Source organism: uncultured Dysgonomonas sp., assembly GCF_900079725.1.
In the GTDB taxonomy this organism is placed as follows: domain Bacteria; phylum Bacteroidota; class Bacteroidia; order Bacteroidales; family Dysgonomonadaceae; genus Dysgonomonas.
Map to the genome: position 1 here is coordinate 3,648,329 of NZ_LT599032.1, position 16,820 is coordinate 3,665,148.

At 40.1% G+C, this 16,820-nt stretch carries 12 protein-coding genes and 1 tRNA gene; 4 read left to right on the top strand and 9 right to left on the bottom strand.

The window, feature by feature from the left end; all coding sequences use genetic code 11:
- Nucleotides 1-31 precede the first annotated feature (31 nt).
- From QZL88_RS15325 to QZL88_RS15345, 5 genes are all read right to left on the bottom strand, one after another.
- Nucleotides 32-1,360 (bottom strand): TolC family protein, encoded by a 1,329-nt coding sequence (locus tag QZL88_RS15325; protein ID WP_296942506.1) that lies wholly within the window; start codon nt 1,358-1,360, stop codon nt 32-34.
- 9 nt (nt 1,361-1,369) lie between these two features.
- On the bottom strand, nt 1,370-2,494 hold the full coding sequence (locus QZL88_RS15330) for an efflux RND transporter periplasmic adaptor subunit (protein ID WP_296942508.1): 1,125 nt from the start codon (nt 2,492-2,494) through the stop codon (nt 1,370-1,372).
- A 199-nt stretch (nt 2,495-2,693) separates the two neighbouring features.
- Nucleotides 2,694-3,950, bottom strand: coding sequence for an ABC transporter permease (locus QZL88_RS15335; RefSeq protein ID WP_296942510.1), 1,257 nt, complete (start codon nt 3,948-3,950; stop codon nt 2,694-2,696).
- 104 nt (nt 3,951-4,054) lie between these two features.
- Nucleotides 4,055-5,311, bottom strand: coding sequence for an ABC transporter permease (locus QZL88_RS15340; RefSeq protein ID WP_296942513.1), 1,257 nt, complete (start codon nt 5,309-5,311; stop codon nt 4,055-4,057).
- Between the two features lie 105 nt (nt 5,312-5,416).
- A complete protein-coding gene (locus tag QZL88_RS15345; RefSeq protein WP_296942515.1) occupies nt 5,417-6,112 on the bottom strand; it encodes an ABC transporter ATP-binding protein in 696 nt (231 codons plus the stop codon).
- Between the two features lie 478 nt (nt 6,113-6,590).
- Between QZL88_RS15345 and QZL88_RS15350 the strand changes: the two genes are divergently transcribed.
- Nucleotides 6,591-8,057, top strand: a complete 1,467-nt coding sequence (locus QZL88_RS15350; protein WP_296942517.1) for a PCMD domain-containing protein — start codon at nt 6,591-6,593, stop codon at nt 8,055-8,057.
- Nucleotides 8,058-8,128: 71 nt separating this feature from the next.
- Here QZL88_RS15350 and QZL88_RS15355 read toward each other — a convergent pair whose 3' ends face one another.
- The 3 genes from QZL88_RS15355 to QZL88_RS15365 all read right to left on the bottom strand — a co-directional run bounded on the left by QZL88_RS15355 (nt 8,129) and on the right by QZL88_RS15365 (nt 12,768).
- Nucleotides 8,129-9,322 (bottom strand): pyridoxal phosphate-dependent aminotransferase, encoded by a 1,194-nt coding sequence (locus tag QZL88_RS15355; RefSeq protein ID WP_296942519.1) that lies wholly within the window; start codon nt 9,320-9,322, stop codon nt 8,129-8,131.
- Between the two features lie 36 nt (nt 9,323-9,358).
- On the bottom strand, nt 9,359-10,576 hold the full coding sequence (locus tag QZL88_RS15360) for a bifunctional 3,4-dihydroxy-2-butanone-4-phosphate synthase/GTP cyclohydrolase II (RefSeq protein WP_296942521.1): 1,218 nt from the start codon (nt 10,574-10,576) through the stop codon (nt 9,359-9,361).
- Between the two features lie 128 nt (nt 10,577-10,704).
- Complete coding sequence (locus QZL88_RS15365; RefSeq protein WP_296942523.1) at nt 10,705-12,768, bottom strand: LptF/LptG family permease; 2,064 nt, start codon at nt 12,766-12,768, stop codon at nt 10,705-10,707.
- Nucleotides 12,769-13,147: 379 nt separating this feature from the next.
- Between QZL88_RS15365 and QZL88_RS15370 the strand changes: the two genes are divergently transcribed.
- Nucleotides 13,148-13,221 (top strand) — tRNA-Met (locus tag QZL88_RS15370).
- A gap of 341 nt (nt 13,222-13,562) precedes the next feature.
- On the opposite strand, the gene QZL88_RS15375 is transcribed toward QZL88_RS15370, so the two are convergent.
- Nucleotides 13,563-13,862, bottom strand: coding sequence for a helix-turn-helix domain-containing protein (locus tag QZL88_RS15375; protein ID WP_296942525.1), 300 nt, complete (start codon nt 13,860-13,862; stop codon nt 13,563-13,565).
- 590 nt (nt 13,863-14,452) lie between these two features.
- Here QZL88_RS15375 and istA point away from each other — a divergent pair.
- Nucleotides 14,453-15,973 (top strand): IS21 family transposase, encoded by a 1,521-nt coding sequence (gene istA / locus QZL88_RS15380; RefSeq protein WP_296938926.1) that lies wholly within the window; start codon nt 14,453-14,455, stop codon nt 15,971-15,973.
- A gap of 22 nt (nt 15,974-15,995) precedes the next feature.
- The gene (gene istB, locus QZL88_RS15385; RefSeq protein ID WP_296938925.1) at nt 15,996-16,742 is read left to right on the top strand and encodes an IS21-like element helper ATPase IstB; all 747 of its coding nucleotides are present in this window, start codon (nt 15,996-15,998) and stop codon (nt 16,740-16,742) included.
- The last annotated feature ends 78 nt before the right edge of the window (nt 16,743-16,820 follow it).

The following is a 16,820-nucleotide window of genomic DNA, read 5'->3' on the forward strand; positions in this document are numbered from 1 at the left end:
ATGGAAGGCGCTTCACTAAACTACTATATCTTTATTCTATATCGATTTCTTTACCTTGATAGAAATCCAGAATCTTTGCTCTGAATATGAAATCGTATTTCGCTTGTATACGTTCCGATTTACTGGTCAGCAATTTTGTTTGGGCTTCGTTAAATTCAAATACAGTCGATTTACCAATGTCATAACGTTCACGGGCATATTTGAACGATTCGTCAGCGGCTTCATAAGCCTTGCTTGCCGAATTATATTTGGCCTGGGACGAAACTGCACTCTGGTATGCTTGCTGAATCTCTTTGTATAATGCAAGTTTCACATTGTCAAGCGCTAAATTCTGGTTCTCGATACTAAGACGTGCGCTTCGCACTCTGTTTCTTGTTTCGAAACGGTTAAAGATAGGAATACTTAAGCTAAAACTCAAATATTCGGAGCCGAAATCTCGGATTTGTTTACTAAAACTTACATTGTTTTGTCCTGATACACTCTGGTATGAAGTACTATAACCTGCACTGAATCCAAGAGTAGGCCAATAACCTGCCTGAGCTACTTTCAAGGTCTTCTTGCTGCTCTCAAGTTTATATTCAGCTTCCTTTATATGAGGTTTAATACCCAGAGCCATCTGATAGACCTGATTTGGCGGAAGTACGCTCCCCAGATTATTATCTACTATATTGTCTACTTTCGGCTCTTCAATATCGAAAGCGTCGCTCGAAGCAAGATTCAGGGCCTGAGACAAATTCAGGAGCGACAAAGCCAGATCATTGTCGGCCATTGTCACATTCGATTCATCTTTTGCCAACTGTGCCTTTATATCATACAATTGGGATGCTGGCACCTTGCCCGATTCAACCAGCATACTGGTGCGATCTACCTGCTGTTTGCTCAATCCTGCCTGTTCCTGATACGCTTTGAGGATTTCTTTTTTGAACAATACATCGAGGTATAAGGATACCACTTGCAATTCCAGATTCTCCTGAGCCTTTTTCAACCCTTCCATCGCTGCATGTAAAGTCAGCTCGTCAGCCTTTATCTGGTTTGGAATCCTGAAGCCTGTAAATATAGGAACAGAGGTTGATACACTGAATGACGACCGGGATGAGTTTACCGCTTCGGAGACGTTTGTCCCTAAGGTAGACCGTCCGAAGTTGAAACTTTGCCCTAGACTGGCATTCAGGTCGGGCAGACGGCTATTTTTACTGGTGCTCAGGTTTATTTCCGAGTTTTTTACATCCAGCGATTGCTGTTTCAGTTCTATATTATTCTCGACGGCATAATCGACACATTGTCTTAGTGTCCATTTGTTCTGAGCCTGAGAACATAGACAAACAAGTAATAAACTGCACGATATTATATATTTTTTCATATGCGTCTCTTAATTTTTAGGAGCTTCTTTTGGCTTGTCCGAAACTTCATTGCCTCTGACTTTCTGGCCTTTGCTGAGTCCTTCTTTTACTTCTACTTTTATCCCGTCCGACAGCCCTACTTTTACTAACTTCTTGTCAAATACCTGTTTTTGGTCGATAGTGTCGGTCAGTATATAAACGAAAGATGAGTCGTTGCTGAATGTGATTGTACTTTCTGGTATAGTCAATATTTTTTCCACTTTAGCCAATACGATTTCAGCGTTGGCGCTATATCCCGCTCTCACCATCACTGTGTCAGGGATGCGGGCAGCAGCTTTGATCTCAAACAGTATAGCTCCGTTTTCCTCTACTCCTTTAGGTGCGATATACTCTAATATTGCATCAAATTTTTTACCTTCAATAGCCCCTACCGACAGTTTGATCGGCATACCTGTATGTACGCGGCCTACTTCAGTTTCGTCTATCTTTCCTATGAATATCATATCATTCATGTTTGCTACAGTGGCGATAGTGGTACCATCGTTGAAGGTGTTGGCTTGTATTACCGAGTTACCGGCTTTTACCGGTACATCCAATATCATACCTGTGATGGTAGAACGGATTTGTGTGTTGCTATATTGTGCCGTTTTTTTAGATATACCGGTTTTTACGATATCCAGATTGTCTTTCGAATTTTCCAGTTCCTCGATAGCCTTTTTGTAATCGGCATCCGATTTGTCCATTTCTTCTTTGGCTATCACTCCCTTCGAAAACAGGTCTTTTTGCCGTTCATGTTCAGCTCTTACCTGTGTAAGGTTAATCTGTGCTACATTTACACGTGATTCGGCAGAGTTTAATTGAGCAACTTCGGGTATAACCTTTACAGTGGCAATAATATCTCCTTGTTTTACAAAATCACCCGCTTCTTTAAGAACCTCCGATATAATACCGGATATTTGCGGCTTTATTAAAATTTCGTCACGAGGCGATACCTTACCTGTTGCTACTGAGGTGTTTTCTACATTTCCTTCTTCAACGGTAGCGATTTCGTATCTAACTTCTTTAGGCTGCGATTTTTTCCAAAGGAAAAAGAATGTGCCAAGGACCACTAATCCTATAATCACAAACAGTGCTATTCTGAGAACCTTTTTCATATAATATATAGTTTACAATTTTTTTTCTGTTATACTCTAAAATTATTTTTTACAAAACTTGACAAACTTGACACTTTTTCAGTTTTTCCACAGGACTTAAAATTCTAAAAGGTAACAAAGGTGACACTTTCTGTATATACCTTATTTCTGTTACTTTCTATCTTCAGGCTTCAAACCTATCATATATTTATAGATAAATTTATTCGTCCCTGATAGCATCTATAGCTTTTACACTGAGTGCCCGCATGGCAGGCATGAGGCCTGATATTATACCTGCTATTATCAATACAATCATAGCTTTGACCGCTGTCCAGAAAGAAACAAATGGTGGTATTAAAAATACATCGTCACTCATGTTCTGACTCATACCGAAACTGATAAGCTCTACTAATACAATACCTGAAAGGAAACCCAGGAATCCGGCTATGGCTGTGAGAACAAAACTTTCGCTCAATATTTGTTTCACTATTGTGATTGGCTTAGCTCCGAGTGCACGCCGGACACCGATTTCACGGGTACGTTCCCTTACTGTTACCAACATAATATTACTGATACCGATTATCCCCGATAAAAGAGCACCTCCTCCGACAAACCAGATTAGAACATTTATCCCTGTGAATAGGTTGTTAAATATTTGGAATTCCTTTTCTATATTGAAACTCCTTACTGCTTTTTCATCTGTAGGTGCTATGTCGTGCGCTGATTTAAGAATATTCTTTACTTCTTCTTCTACAATCGAACCGGTATATCCCGATTTTGTTGTACAAGCAAGAAAGTGTATAATGTCTCCTTGATTAAAGGCGCGTTGCATGGTAGTAAAAGGAATGAATACAGTAGATTCTACATCACCTCCGATAGATGCCCGCGATTTGGGGCGAATAACCCCGATAACCTGAAAGTAAATTCCGTTAACGCGGATATATCGGCCTTGTGGGTCTTCACCCGGTTGGAAAAGAGTTTCATAGACTTCTTGTCCTATCACACACACTTTTCTGTATCCGTCAATATCCAGATCATTAAATAAACGTCCTGCAAGAACATGCTGTTGTTCTATTTTGAAATGAGCGGGATAAACTCCACGTGTTCCGTAGGAGCCTGTCTTCTGTCCGTTTACTACGTTCTTATCTCCGCTGTTGCCAAAAAGTACAGGTGATATAAGTTCTACAGAGCGGGCTTTTTGTTGGATCAGCACCAAGTCCCGGTTATTCATATTCCACCAACGTCCTTTTCGGTATCCCTTGAAAGCTTCACTGGTACGGTCGGTAAAAAAGAAACACGAGTTGGAGGCAAAACCATTTACATTCTTCATTAAGCCACCTTCAAAGGAATTACCGATACCTACAAGGATGATTAACATAAAGAGCCCCCATGAAACTCCTAGTCCGGTAAGAATGCTTCGGAATTTATTACGGGTTATCGTAGCCCATATTTCTTGCCAATTGTCTAAATCAAACATGCTTTATTCGTTCTGTTTAAGCAACGGATCGGATCTGATGATACATTCTCCGTATCGTAGCTTATTATTGTTGTTTCACTTACCAAAATTATATATAGACGACCTTATTCGGCTCTCATTGCTTCTATCGGACTTACTTTGGTCGCTTTCAGTGCCGGGATCAATCCTGCTACGGTGCCTGCTATTACCAAAGCTATGGTTGCTATTATTACTGTTGTCAGATCCACCGTAGGGTCCCTGAATATATTGGGTCCGTCACTGGATGCAGCTCCTTCCATCATTTTATTTATTCCTTCTGTTATTGCTATACCGAAGACCATCCCCATATAGCCGGCAACAGAAGTAATTAATATAGACTCAAAGATGATCAGTTTCAGCACAGAAAGTGGTGTCGCTCCTATTGCCTTACGGATTCCTATCTCGCGGGTACGCTCTTTCACTGTGATCAACATAATATTTCCTACACCTACTATCCCCGCCAATAAGGATGATGCACCGATAACGATAATGAATAAGGTGATTACGGAAAAGATACTTTCAGCTTCCAGCATATCTTCGGCAGTGTTTCTTACATATAAAGCGGATCTGTCAGCCGGATCAAAATTGTGCATCTTGCCCATCCTATTGCGTAAACGCTCTATAAATTTCTCATTCTTCTCTTTTGTGTCTAAGCCTTTAACGGTGAAGTCTATACTCCGGAATCCCCATCCTTTGTTATATAACATCTGTGCTGTGGTGAATGGAATATAAGCCGGAGGATTGTTACTAAAAGTATTTGAGTCGTCGTAGACTCCGATTACCTGATATGCAGTCGTGTTGTCAGCTGTAATGTATTTGCCGATAGGATCCTGATCTTTGAAAAGAACTTTTTTTATATCGGGGCTGATTACCACAACCTTCCGGCGATTGATAACGTCCATTCTGTTAAGGAAACGTCCATCACCGCTTCTTACTTCTATGTTATTGATATATGCAGCATCTTCGGTAACTCCTACTAAAGACCATGAACCATACTCTTTTTCATATGCAATAGTTGCATTCTGATTTACACGGACCGACACATATTCTACTTCCGGAATTTTATTTCTTATCAGATCATAATCTTTATGATCAAACTTGATATTCCTGTTAGATGGCAATCCGTTATAGGGCATAGATGTCCAGCCCGGCCATAAGGTGACCGAATTTTTTGCCCGGTGCGAAAAGTTGGACGTTACACCGTTTCTTAACCCGTTGCCTGCTCCCAGTAGTATAATGAGCATGAATATACCCCATGCTACTGCTACTCCTGTAAGCGCAGTCCGCAGCTTATTTTTACTGATGGTTGAGAGTATTTCCCGTAGCGAGTCAAAATCAAACATAGAAAAAGGTGTTATTTAAAGGAATGGACAGTATTTAAATATTATATATCGAAACTCTTACTCATTCCCGATTGTTACTTACCGGATAATAAAGGGCTTGCAGCCTTACATCTCTATTACAGGATTCTCATTTATCTCTATCGAACCTATTATACCGTCTTTTATATGTATTACGCGGTCGGTGGCATTGGCTACAGCCTGTTCGTGTGTTACAATAAGCATTGTAATGCCGTCATTCGTATTTATCTCTCTCAACAATTGCATTACGTCTCTTGACGTTGTACTATCTAATGCTCCGGTAGGTTCGTCGGCCAGTATTACCTGAGGTTGTGCAATAAGAGCACGCGCAATGGCAACACGTTGCTTCTGTCCTCCGGATAATTCGTTGGGCAAATGGTCGGCATGGCTTGCTAGTCCCATCTTATCGAGGTATTCCATTGCCAGCTTATTCCGCTTCTTTCGGTTTATTCCTTGATAATAGAGAGGTAACGCGACATTTTCCATTGCGTTTTTGAATGAAATAAGGTTGAAAGACTGGAAGATAAAACCTATTTTCCTGTTTCTCAATTCGGCTGCATACGTCTCGCTCGGTTTGTTTATCAAAACATTGTCGAGATAATACTGACCCGTATCGTAATTGTCGAGTATACCGAGAATGTTCAATAGAGTGGATTTACCCGAACCGGAAGCTCCCATGATGGAAACCAGCTCTCCTTTCTCAACTTCCAGATTGATACCCTTCAAAACGTGCAAAGGAGCGCCGTTATAGTAGGTCTTGTTCAAGTTATTAATTCTTATCACGCTTATTAACTGTTAGATATGCAAAATATGAATACGCAAATATAGATTTTATTATAAAGTGTTAGCGTTCGAGCCAGAACTTTTATACTTATATGTCGCAAAAAAAATAAAAAGGTTACAATCTTTTTGTTTTTTAACATTTTTATATTCACATTGCCACATTAAACAGTGGAAAGTGTAAATGTAAAAAAAGTGCAAACACAGATACTATACACAAATATGAGTAATAATTATGTTATGGATAACACTTGCTCTTTAATAATTTATTAATTAGTAAAATTTAATAAAAGTACCCTCTCCAAAACCGTGATAATGTTAAAATAGTCTTAAAAAAGGTGTGCTATGCAACCTTTTTAGCAAATAAACCTTCATTTTACAATATACACTTCCTACTTTTGCAGGAACTTAAGAAAAATTAGAAAACAACACTTTATTAACACACTAACCTAAAAGAAAGATTAAATATTAATTAGCAGACATGAAAACTTTATTGAAATTATTTTGGATATTAGGGGTTTCCCTGATAGCCCTGTCCTTTTCCGCATGTAGTGATGACGATGATGATCCTAAGAGTACCGAATCGGCCCTTTTGGAAATGAAATTCGACGATGATATTGTCACTGTACAACCTATCATTACAGGCACCGACATTAAATTCTTTGTGGCACATGATGCAACAGAGCAAGACCTTAAAGAAATGGTTCCTGCCATCACAGTATCTAACAAAGCAACTGTTAGTCCGGCTCCGGGCAGTAAAGTCGATTTCTCGGGTGATCCGGTGAAATTTACTGTAACAGCCGAAGATGGTGTGACTAAGACGATGTATACGGTGACTTGTGAAAAGGGAGAAAGCCCTGAAGCGGAAATAATTAGTGTAACATTCAGTGCTCCTATTGTAGTTGAACAACCTACTATCGATGGAACAAATATCCGTTTCTTTGTTGCGGCTGATGCAGCAGACGAAGATTTGAAAAAGCTGACTCCTGTCATTGAAATTTCTGTCGGAGCAACAATAGACCCTGCATCGGGAAGCCCTGTCGATTTCTCTAATGGTGCAGTTGAATTTACTGTAACTTCGCAGGATAAAGCTAATACTACTGTCTATACTGTATCTTATCAGAGAATAGGTAAATATAACTTTGAGGAGTGGATAGAAGAAGGAATTGCAAGTAGTATTATTGGTGGATTGAAGATTCCATATTATGCCCCTGTAGGTGGCTGGAGTTCTAGTAATAAAGGAGCCGGTTTATTAGTACTTATGGGAAAGGTTAAGCAGGTAGTGGTTACAAAAACGGATGATGCTCACAGTGGTAGTGGTGCTGCTAAGATAGAAACTATTTTATCAAATAATGTGAATGGAACTGGATCTGCGTTATATCCAGTAGTAACTACTGGGTCACTTTTTTTAGGGGAGTTTATAACAAATACAAGTAATACTTTATTGAGTACTAAATTCGGCATTCCATATACTAAAAGACCGATTGCAATAAAAGGTTATTATAAATATACTCCCGGCTCTGATTTTTATAGGTGCGACATTATTAATACAACATACAATAAAGTAACCTTAGAAGAAGGTACAACAGACAATTGTAGTATAAATGCTATACTTTACGAATATGAAAATGATCTTCCAGAAAACCCAACTACTCCACAGAAGGAAGAATATTATGCACAGTTTATTACAGGAGTTGATACTTATAGTTTCGAAGAGAATAAGAAACTTGTTGCTGTCGCAAAACTGACAGACGGAACAGCGAAAGCTGAATATACAGCTTTTCAAATTGAATTTAAGGATAAAGATGGTAATACTACATATGCATACGATCCTACTAAAAAATACCGTATGTCAATTATTTGTTCATCCAGTGCAGAAGGTGATACATTTAGTGGTGCCCCTGGTAGTGTACTCTTTGTAGATGATATTGAAGTTATCTCGGAATAACTAATATTATAAAAAAATAAAGGCTGACTATAATAAAATAGTCAGCCTTTATTTTTTTATAGATTGTTAAGTTACTTCAACTTCGCCAATGTCTCCTTCACTCGTCTCATAGCCTCTACAATATTCTCGTCAGAAGTAGCATATGAAAAACGGATATAGTCCGGTGCTTCGAATGCAAGCCCGCCCACACAAGCCACATGGCCTTCTTCGAGCAGGAACATTGCGAGGTCTGCCGATGTATTGATCTGCCGTCCATTGTACGACTTGCCAAGATAATAACTGCATTCAGGGAACAGATAGAAAGCACCTTCCGGCTTATTCACTTTAAATCCTTCTATCTCAGAAGCCAGCTTCACAATCAGATCGCGACGGCGTTGGAATGCGAGTCGCATATCTTCCACACATTGCTGATTGCCCAGATAAGCTGCTTCGGCAGCTTTCTGAGCAATAGATGAAGCTCCCGAAGTATATTGTCCCTGCAACTTGTTACAGGCCGACGCAAGCCACTGAGGTGCGGCTACCCATCCCAGACGCCAGCCTGTCATGGCATATGCTTTGGATACTCCGTTGATAATGGCCACACGGTCTTTAATATTTTCGAACTGGGCAATGCTCTCATGTTTTCCCAGATAGTTGATATGTTCGTATATCTCGTCTGCAATGATGATGATATTCGGATGCTTAGCCAATACATTCGCTATTGCCTCTAGTTCAGCTTTAGAATAGATACTGCCTGTAGGGTTTGACGGTGAGCATAATATAATAGCTCTTGTCTTTGGCGTAATGGCTGCTTCCAGTTGTGCAGGAGTCATTTTGAAATCCTGTTCGATACCTGTGCGGATTACTACACTTTTACCTTCAGCCAGTTTTACCATTTCTACATAACTAACCCAGCATGGAGCAGGGATAATCACTTCATCTCCCGGATTGACAACACAAAGTACCACATTACACACATCCTGCTTTGCTCCATTGGAACAAATAATCTGTTCGGGCTTATAGCTAAGTCCGTTTTCGGTTTCCAGCTTTTTACATATTGCCTGCCGGAGCGACAGATAGCCGGGCACAGGTGTATAGAAAGAGAAGTTATCGTCGATAGCTTTTTTTGCAGCTTCTTTTACATGGGCGGGGGTGAAGAAATCGGGTTCCCCTACACTCAGGTTGATGACATTAATGCCCTGAGCTTTTAGCTCATTGCTTTTCTGAGACATAGCCAAAGTCTCCGATACTGCAAGACTTGCTATACGCGCTGATACTTGTGACATAGTTGTTTATTATTTTAGGTTGTTAGCCTTTTTTGATTAATCTACATTATGTAAATCGTGCCCCATACGCTCTTTTTTTGTATGCATATAGAACTCGTTATATTTGTTAGGTGTAACTTCGATAGGCACATTGCCTACTACAGTCAGTCCGAAAGATTCTAATCCCTTTCGCTTGACAGGGTTATTGGTTAATAATCGCATCTTACTGACACCTAATTCTCTAAGGATGGCTGCCCCTACGCCATAGTCGCGTTCGTCGGCACGGTAACCCAGATGGAGGTTTGCGTCTACAGTATCGTATCCTTCTTCCTGAAGTTTGTAGGCTTCCATTTTTGCCATAAGTCCGATTCCGCGTCCTTCCTGATTGAGATATACGATTACCCCTTTTCCTTCTTTCTGGATCATCTCCATTGATTTGTGCAACTGTTCTCCACACTCGCAACGCTTAGAGCCGAATATGTCGCCTGTAACGCATGATGAGTGTACGCGGACAAGGATAGGGTCGTCTTTCTCCCATGTTCCTTTTATAAGTGCTACATGTTCCAGTCCTGTCGATTTTTGTTTGAAAGGAATCAGATGAAAATGCCCGTACTCGGTAGGCATATTTACTTCCGCCCCTTTTTCGATCAGTGATTCTCTTTCCAGTCTGTATTTTATAAGGTCGGCTACAGAAATTAATTTCAGATTATACTTGTCGGCCATTTCGCGTAATTCAGGTAAGCGCGCCATTTCTCCGTCTTCTTTCTTTATCTCTATCAGAACTCCTGCGGGATATAATCCGGCAAGGCGGGCTAGGTCTACGGCTGCTTCTGTATGACCGATACGGCTAAGTACTCCTTTGTCTTTGGCACGTAGAGGGAAAATATGTCCGGGACGGCCAAAGTCTTCAGGCTTGGTGTCTTTACGGGTCAGGGCAAGGATTGTTTGCGCCCTGTCGTAAGCCGAGATTCCGGTGGTCACACCATTCTTGAGTAAATCTATAGATACTGTAAAAGGTGTGGCATGAGTTGCAGTGTTGTGAGTAACCATCATTGGTAAATCAAGTTCTTCGCAACGTTCTGCTGTAATGGGTGCACAAATAAGGCCTCTGGCATGTGTCTCCATAAAGTTTACCTTTTCCGGAGTGATGGCCTCCGCAGCAATGATGAGGTCTCCTTCATTTTCGCGGTCTTCATCGTCGACAACAATAACGAAGTTGCCATTTCTTATTTCTTCTATGGCTTCTTCTACTGTATCCAGTTTTATTTTTTCCATATTATTATGGGTATATATATTGTTAATTTGTTTAATCTAAGGTCTCAGACCTAATTATTACTTTTTTACTCTTTAACAGCAACAGTTAGTCCCGACAAAATAATGTTGCATTAAATACTTTCTTATATTCAGATAATAGCCCGTTCTTTTAATTCTTTCAGGTTCTTCTCCATATCTTTCTTTATATACCAGTATGTCAGAGGATATGCTGCAAATGAAGCTATGGAGACAACGATGTGATATATTTTCGATTTTTTTTTGGCACTTGCATAAAACATAGAATAGTATGTTAATGAGCGTACAAAAAGGATCAAATATGAAACATATATAAAGATGGATAGTCCCGGAACATTTATTATGAGAAATATAATAGCCAATAGATAACCGATTCCAGTCAGTACCGAACTCTTACAGAAGTTCTTATAATCCATGCCGGCCGCTTCATAGCTCTGATTGTCAACGATACTGTTAATGTCTGCGCCTCTGGCTTTGAGAATGATTAATGTTGCCAGTTGCATATTCTTGGCATAACCATACTGTGTGTAATTTTTATTAATATCCCTGAGATGTTCCTCATCCATTGCCTGAAGGTTGTCTATTGTTTCTCCATCAAGGCCGAGGTTTGATATTTCCGATATACCCGGTATATTATTTATAATAACAGTGCGATCCTCTTCACTTATTTTCTGAGGCACTTTAATAAAGAATATTTTACGGAAGAACTTGCCATATGCTTCAGGGTTGAACAGAGCCGAGTCATTCATCGCTTTATATGTAAGGAATACGCCTAACGGGAAAAGTGCAAATGAGCTGAGCCACATGCCTTGCCAAGCCTCCCAGACTCCGTCGCGAGCCATTTTGTAACCAATGTTGTCTATAATATAGTAGACTATAAATAACGCGACAGACACAACTACAGGCATTCCTAATCCACCTTTGCGTATAATTGCGCCCAAAGGAGCGCCAATGAAGAAGAAGATAAGACAGGCAAAGGATAGGGTGAATTTGCGATGTCTTTCTACTTCGTGAAACCTGATGTTTTTTTGAAGTCCTGCTTTTTGGTTAGACTCCAGCATGTTGTAACGGCTATTCTCGGCTTCGCTGGCAGCAGACATTAAATGTTGTGCCATTTCGTCTCTGCTGTATGAATTCAGTAAGGAATCGAAATCAATTTTTGCCGGTTGTTCCTTTTTTTGTAAGGCTTTGGGTTTCTCCACTTTGAGCGAATCGGCTTCTTTAAGCCTGTTTTGGTAGGCTTCAGTATTCCGGTATGAGAAATATGTGTGCTGGCCGATTATTTTTCGGTCCCTGATATTTACACTATCCAGCCGGGCACTCATGGAATCGATGGAGTGGGAGAGCTGAACGATATTTTTGGATATCTGCGTTCCTTCCAGATTGGATTCGTCCATGCGGTCAAATCCTGTATTGAATGGAATTATAACTTCTTTTTCTTTGAAATTCTCCCGGCTATAGGGCACAAATTGATTGTTGCTTCTGCTACTAGTGCTATTGATATCGGCTTGCCGGAAATTAGCGAACTGCTGCCCGTGATACAGGTTTAATAAAAGAAAGGTTTTGTCTTCCGAACCTCTCATCAGGGCGGAATCGCAAACTATAACCGCCATGTTGTCGAAACCTTTGGATGTATCATATATCATCACTTCGTGCAACATCTTGGTTTCGCGATTTTTTTTCTTCACATACAGGTTATAGTTTGGTATGTCGCTATAAAAAGAGCCTTCCGGAATATCCAATTCTGGTGATTTTTGCTTAATTGACCATAATAATGCCCTTAATTTAACCTGAATACGGGGCATTGCCTCATTCTGAAAAAAGAATGCACCAATGGAAATGAATGCGACAAGTATTATCAGGGGTTTCATCGCTTTGAGCAGTGAGACTCCGGACGCTTTGATGGAAAGTAATTCGAGCCGCTCGCCCAGATTGCCGAATGCCATAAGTGAAGCCAATAGCAGAGACAAAGGCAGGGCCATTGGTATCAACTGGAAGGCGGCATATAGAAAGAGTTCGGCTAAGACAGAAATGTCAAGCCCTTTACCAACAAGGTCTTCGACATAACGCCACAAGAATTGCATCAGTACAATAAACAAACATATCACAAATGTCATAGCAAAGACAGGTAGGAATGTTTGGATGACGAATGTATATAGTCGTTTAATTTTTAGCATTAACTACAGATACTCAAATTGAGTACAAAAGTAGTAAAAAGAAAAATGTTAAGGCAAATATTATGATGAAAGATATTGTTCTTAATCTTTATTAGTGAATTTATACAGGCTTATAAGCTTCATTTAATGATAGGGTGGAAATATTTTTGTTATTTTCTAGCCGGAAGTTTGTATTATATAAAATAATCTTCTATTTTTGCACCCGCTAACATAAAGTTGGCGGGATAGCTCAGATGGTTAGAGCGCATGATTCATAAAAGTGAGCTTTCTGTCGATTTTGACAGTCGTAACGTTCTTTAAATTAGACAATTAAGTAGTGTAAAAATAGAGGTGAAATTCACTTGCACCACAATTTTGCACCACAACTAAAAAATACCTTGGCGGGATAGCTCAGATGGTTAGAGCGCATGATTCATAATCATGAGGTCCCGAGTTCAATTCTCGGTCCCGCTACTTGAAAATCAGCATTTTACGATGCTGATTTTTTTTATTTAAAAACATTCTGCACCACACGAAAACAATCATCTTTTATCACATTTTGCTGTTTATTAATGATTTAATATTAACTATCGTGTGGTGCAAGTAAATTATAAAATAGAGCAATTAAGTTGAATCAAATTTACTTTCATCGTGTTAAGATTCATAGAATCCTTAATATTCGAACAGAACAAACTAGAACATCTTCCCCCCCAATAATAGAGTAGTAATTACAATCATTGTCCATATTGACATTGGAATAATCTAAATAAAAACCCACAGCGTAAACTGCGGGCTTATTTTTATCTATACTTGAGTTATACTAATTGTGAACTGCCTGGGGGCTTCCCTTTCTTTTTCATGAATTGTTCAATTTCCGATGCTTTGTAATATACCCTGCCATCATCATATGTATAATATGGAAGCAACTTTTTCTGGCGATATCTGGCAATGGTCCTTTTAGTAACTCCCAGAAGTTTACATAAATCGTGATTGTCTAGGAGTGTATCACCATCAAAGCATTCCTTCAGCTTATTCATCCGTTCAAGTGTCTTGTCTATTTTATCAAAACGACCTAACAAAATCTGCATCCATTCTTCAAAACTTTTATTATCCATATGACCTGAGAATAATGTTACGATACAAAGGTCGGAAGAAGGAAAATACCAAATTCACAAGTAGTACCTAACTCGGGTGTTTTTTTCTGAAAAATAAATTATATATTATTGAATACAAGCGACATAAGTTCAGTTTAGAATCTATCATCAAATATTTGAATTAAAACAGGGTTCTTTTTCTGCCGTTTATCGGGCAAAATAACGCCGAAAATGCCATGAAAAGCAAAACACCCAACTCGGGTGTTAGTCAGGTGTTTTCAAAGTCTTCTCATTTTTTTTCTTTCCTACACTACAAAACAGGTATCCTTGCAAAATCGGTATTTGAAAAATATTTATAGATATCGTTTTATACTTTGTATCATAAAAATGATGCTAAACTTGGAAAAATTTGCTAAAGTTGACCCCATCTCGCCAATCCAAATTGACCCCCATGTAACAATCTAAACTGACCCCCTGGCTGCAGTTTAAATTGACCCCGGTAAAGAAGAGTAAAACAGAAGCTTGTCAGTTTTGTTTTAAAGTGTTAAAATTTTTGTTACTTAAAAGCTGAGCAACAAAAATTTATCATCATGTCTAACAAAACCATTAGTATGTTAAAACTACGACAAGTAATCCGTCTTTATAATCAGGGCAAAGGCACCAAAGCCATTGCCGGAATGTTGTTTATCTCACGCAATACCATTAAGAAGTACCTGCACATATTCCTTAGTTCAGGTCTTAGTTACGAAGCCTTTTCAGGGATGAGCGATCTGGAGTTATCCCAGAAGTTTCTGGTTGCCGCCCATCCTGAGAAGAGCCAGCGTCAAGTAGATCTGGAGGCTCTGCTTCCGGGTATATGCAGGGAACTCAAGCGTAAGGGCGTTACTAAAGAGATGCTCTACAGGCAGTATATAGAGAAGTACCCTGAAGGTTACGGCATCTCCCGCTTTTGCGGTTTTATCCGGTTGTATTTAGCCCAGCATCGTCCTGTTATGCACATCGAACATAAAGCCGGCGACAAGATGTATATCGACTTTACAGGTCAAAAGCTACATCTGGATAATGGAGACGGGACCAAGACAGAGACGGAAGTCTTTGTTGCTATTCTGGGATGTAGCCAACTCACTTATGTGGAAGCAGTAGCCAGCCAGAAGAAAGAAGACCTGATACGGGCCTGTGAGAACGCTCTGATCTATTTTGAGGGCGCACCTTTGGTGGTTGTACCCGATAACTTGAGAGCAGCCGTAACCAAGGGCAGTAAATACGAAGCGGTGTTGAACGAGTCCTTCGCCTGCTTTGCGGAGCATTACTCGATGACAGTCCTTCCGGCAAGGGCTTACAAACCACGGGACAAGTCCCTGGTGGAAGGTGCGGTAAAACTGGTATATAAAACAATCTTTACCAAGCTGGACAAGCGTATCTTCTATGACCTGTCTTCATTGAACGCTGCTATCCGGGTCGCCCTGGAGATACACAACAACACACCTATGTATAAACGGGAGTACAGCCGCAGACAACAGTTCGAAGAGATTGAGCGTGATGTGTTGCAGGACCTGAACCCGATCCGCTATGAGCTGAAAGAACAGGCTCAGCTTACTGTCTGGAAGAACGGATATATACGCTTAGGAGTGGATACCCATTATTACAGCGTCCCCTATAAATATATCGGAAAAACAGTCAAAGTCCTTTATACTTCGCAGTCAGTAGAGGTTTACTACCGGCATGAACTCATTGCCCAACATGTGCGTAACAGACGTAAATACCAATATACGACCAACACGGAACATCTGGCCTCCCAACACCAGTTCCTGACCGAGTGGTCTGCCGAGAAGTTTATATCCCAGGCTATGGATATACATGAGGATGTGGCTGAGTATATAGCCAAAGTGCTGGAGGAAAAAACATACCCTGAGCAGGCCTACAAGTCTTGTTCAGGCATACTAAGTTTCTCCAGGCGGGTGGGTAACGAACGCCTGATAGATGCCTGCCGCTGTGCCCAAGCCTTCGGGCAATACGGATACAGGGTAATAGAAGAGATCCTGAACAAGCGTCTGGATAAGCTAAAACTGGAGGATGAAGCTGCACGCATACCCAATCATAAAAATATCAGGGGCAAAGACTATTATCAGTAAACATTTAAACCAAGAATAAATCATGAACAATCAAACATTGGACAAGTTACGCCAGATGCGCTTATTTGGCATGTATGAAGCTTTTAAGACCAACCTGGAAGGCTCCATTAAAGAGACATTAACACCTGATCAGTTTATCGCTATGCTGGTAAACAGTGAATGGGATGACCGTAAGAATAAGTCCATAGCCAGGCTTATTAAACTGGCCAACTTCCGTTACAAGGCATCATTGGAACAACTGGACTACTCTGTAGAAAGGGGGCTGGATAAGAATGAAGTACACAGGCTGGCTTCTTTAGACTTTATCAAGGAACACAAGGATCTGTTTATTACAGGTAGTACGGGGACAGGCAAGAGCTATCTGGCATCTGCATTAGGCTTTCATGCCTGTCAGATGGGATACAGGGTGCTATACGCTTCAACAGCTAAATTGATGGGCCAGCTTAAACTGGCTAAAGCCAAAGGTACCAACCTGACTGAACTCAAGAGGATAGAAAGGACAGACCTGCTTATTTTGGATGATTTTGGATTGCAACCTTTTGACTCACAGGCAAGAGTTACATTGCTGGATATCATAGAAGACAGGCACGGGAAAAGGTCTACGCTGATTACATCCCAGATACCTGTCAAGGAATGGTATGACATTATAGGAGAGAAAACCATTGCGGATGCTGTATTGGACAGGATAGTACATCAATCACTGAGGGTTGAACTACATGGTGAATCACTCAGAAGAAAAAAATCTAATCAGGAATGTTTATATTTGTAAAAATTAATTAGTAAAAACCGACAAAAATGATGGCTTTTTACAAACAAAAAATGACTGCTTTTTTTACTCCTAAACAAA

Excerpts from the sequence above, each read along its gene's own strand:
- istB (WP_296938925.1), top strand. The coding sequence starts at position 15,996 with ATGAACAATCAAACATTGGACAAGTTACGCCAGATGCGCTTATTTGGC.
- QZL88_RS15335 (WP_296942510.1), bottom strand. The coding sequence starts at position 3,950 with ATGTTTGATTTAGACAATTGGCAAGAAATATGGGCTACGATAACCCGT.
- QZL88_RS15330 (WP_296942508.1), bottom strand. The coding sequence starts at position 2,494 with ATGAAAAAGGTTCTCAGAATAGCACTGTTTGTGATTATAGGATTAGTG.
- QZL88_RS15365 (WP_296942523.1), bottom strand. The coding sequence starts at position 12,768 with ATGCTAAAAATTAAACGACTATATACATTCGTCATCCAAACATTCCTA.
- istA (WP_296938926.1), top strand. The coding sequence starts at position 14,453 with ATGTTAAAACTACGACAAGTAATCCGTCTTTATAATCAGGGCAAAGGC.
- QZL88_RS15340 (WP_296942513.1), bottom strand. The coding sequence starts at position 5,311 with ATGTTTGATTTTGACTCGCTACGGGAAATACTCTCAACCATCAGTAAA.
- QZL88_RS15360 (WP_296942521.1), bottom strand. The coding sequence starts at position 10,576 with ATGGAAAAAATAAAACTGGATACAGTAGAAGAAGCCATAGAAGAAATA.
- QZL88_RS15375 (WP_296942525.1), bottom strand. The coding sequence starts at position 13,862 with ATGGATAATAAAAGTTTTGAAGAATGGATGCAGATTTTGTTAGGTCGT.
- QZL88_RS15350 (WP_296942517.1), top strand. The coding sequence starts at position 6,591 with ATGAAAACTTTATTGAAATTATTTTGGATATTAGGGGTTTCCCTGATA.
- QZL88_RS15325 (WP_296942506.1), bottom strand. The coding sequence starts at position 1,360 with ATGAAAAAATATATAATATCGTGCAGTTTATTACTTGTTTGTCTATGT.
- QZL88_RS15355 (WP_296942519.1), bottom strand. The coding sequence starts at position 9,322 with ATGTCACAAGTATCAGCGCGTATAGCAAGTCTTGCAGTATCGGAGACT.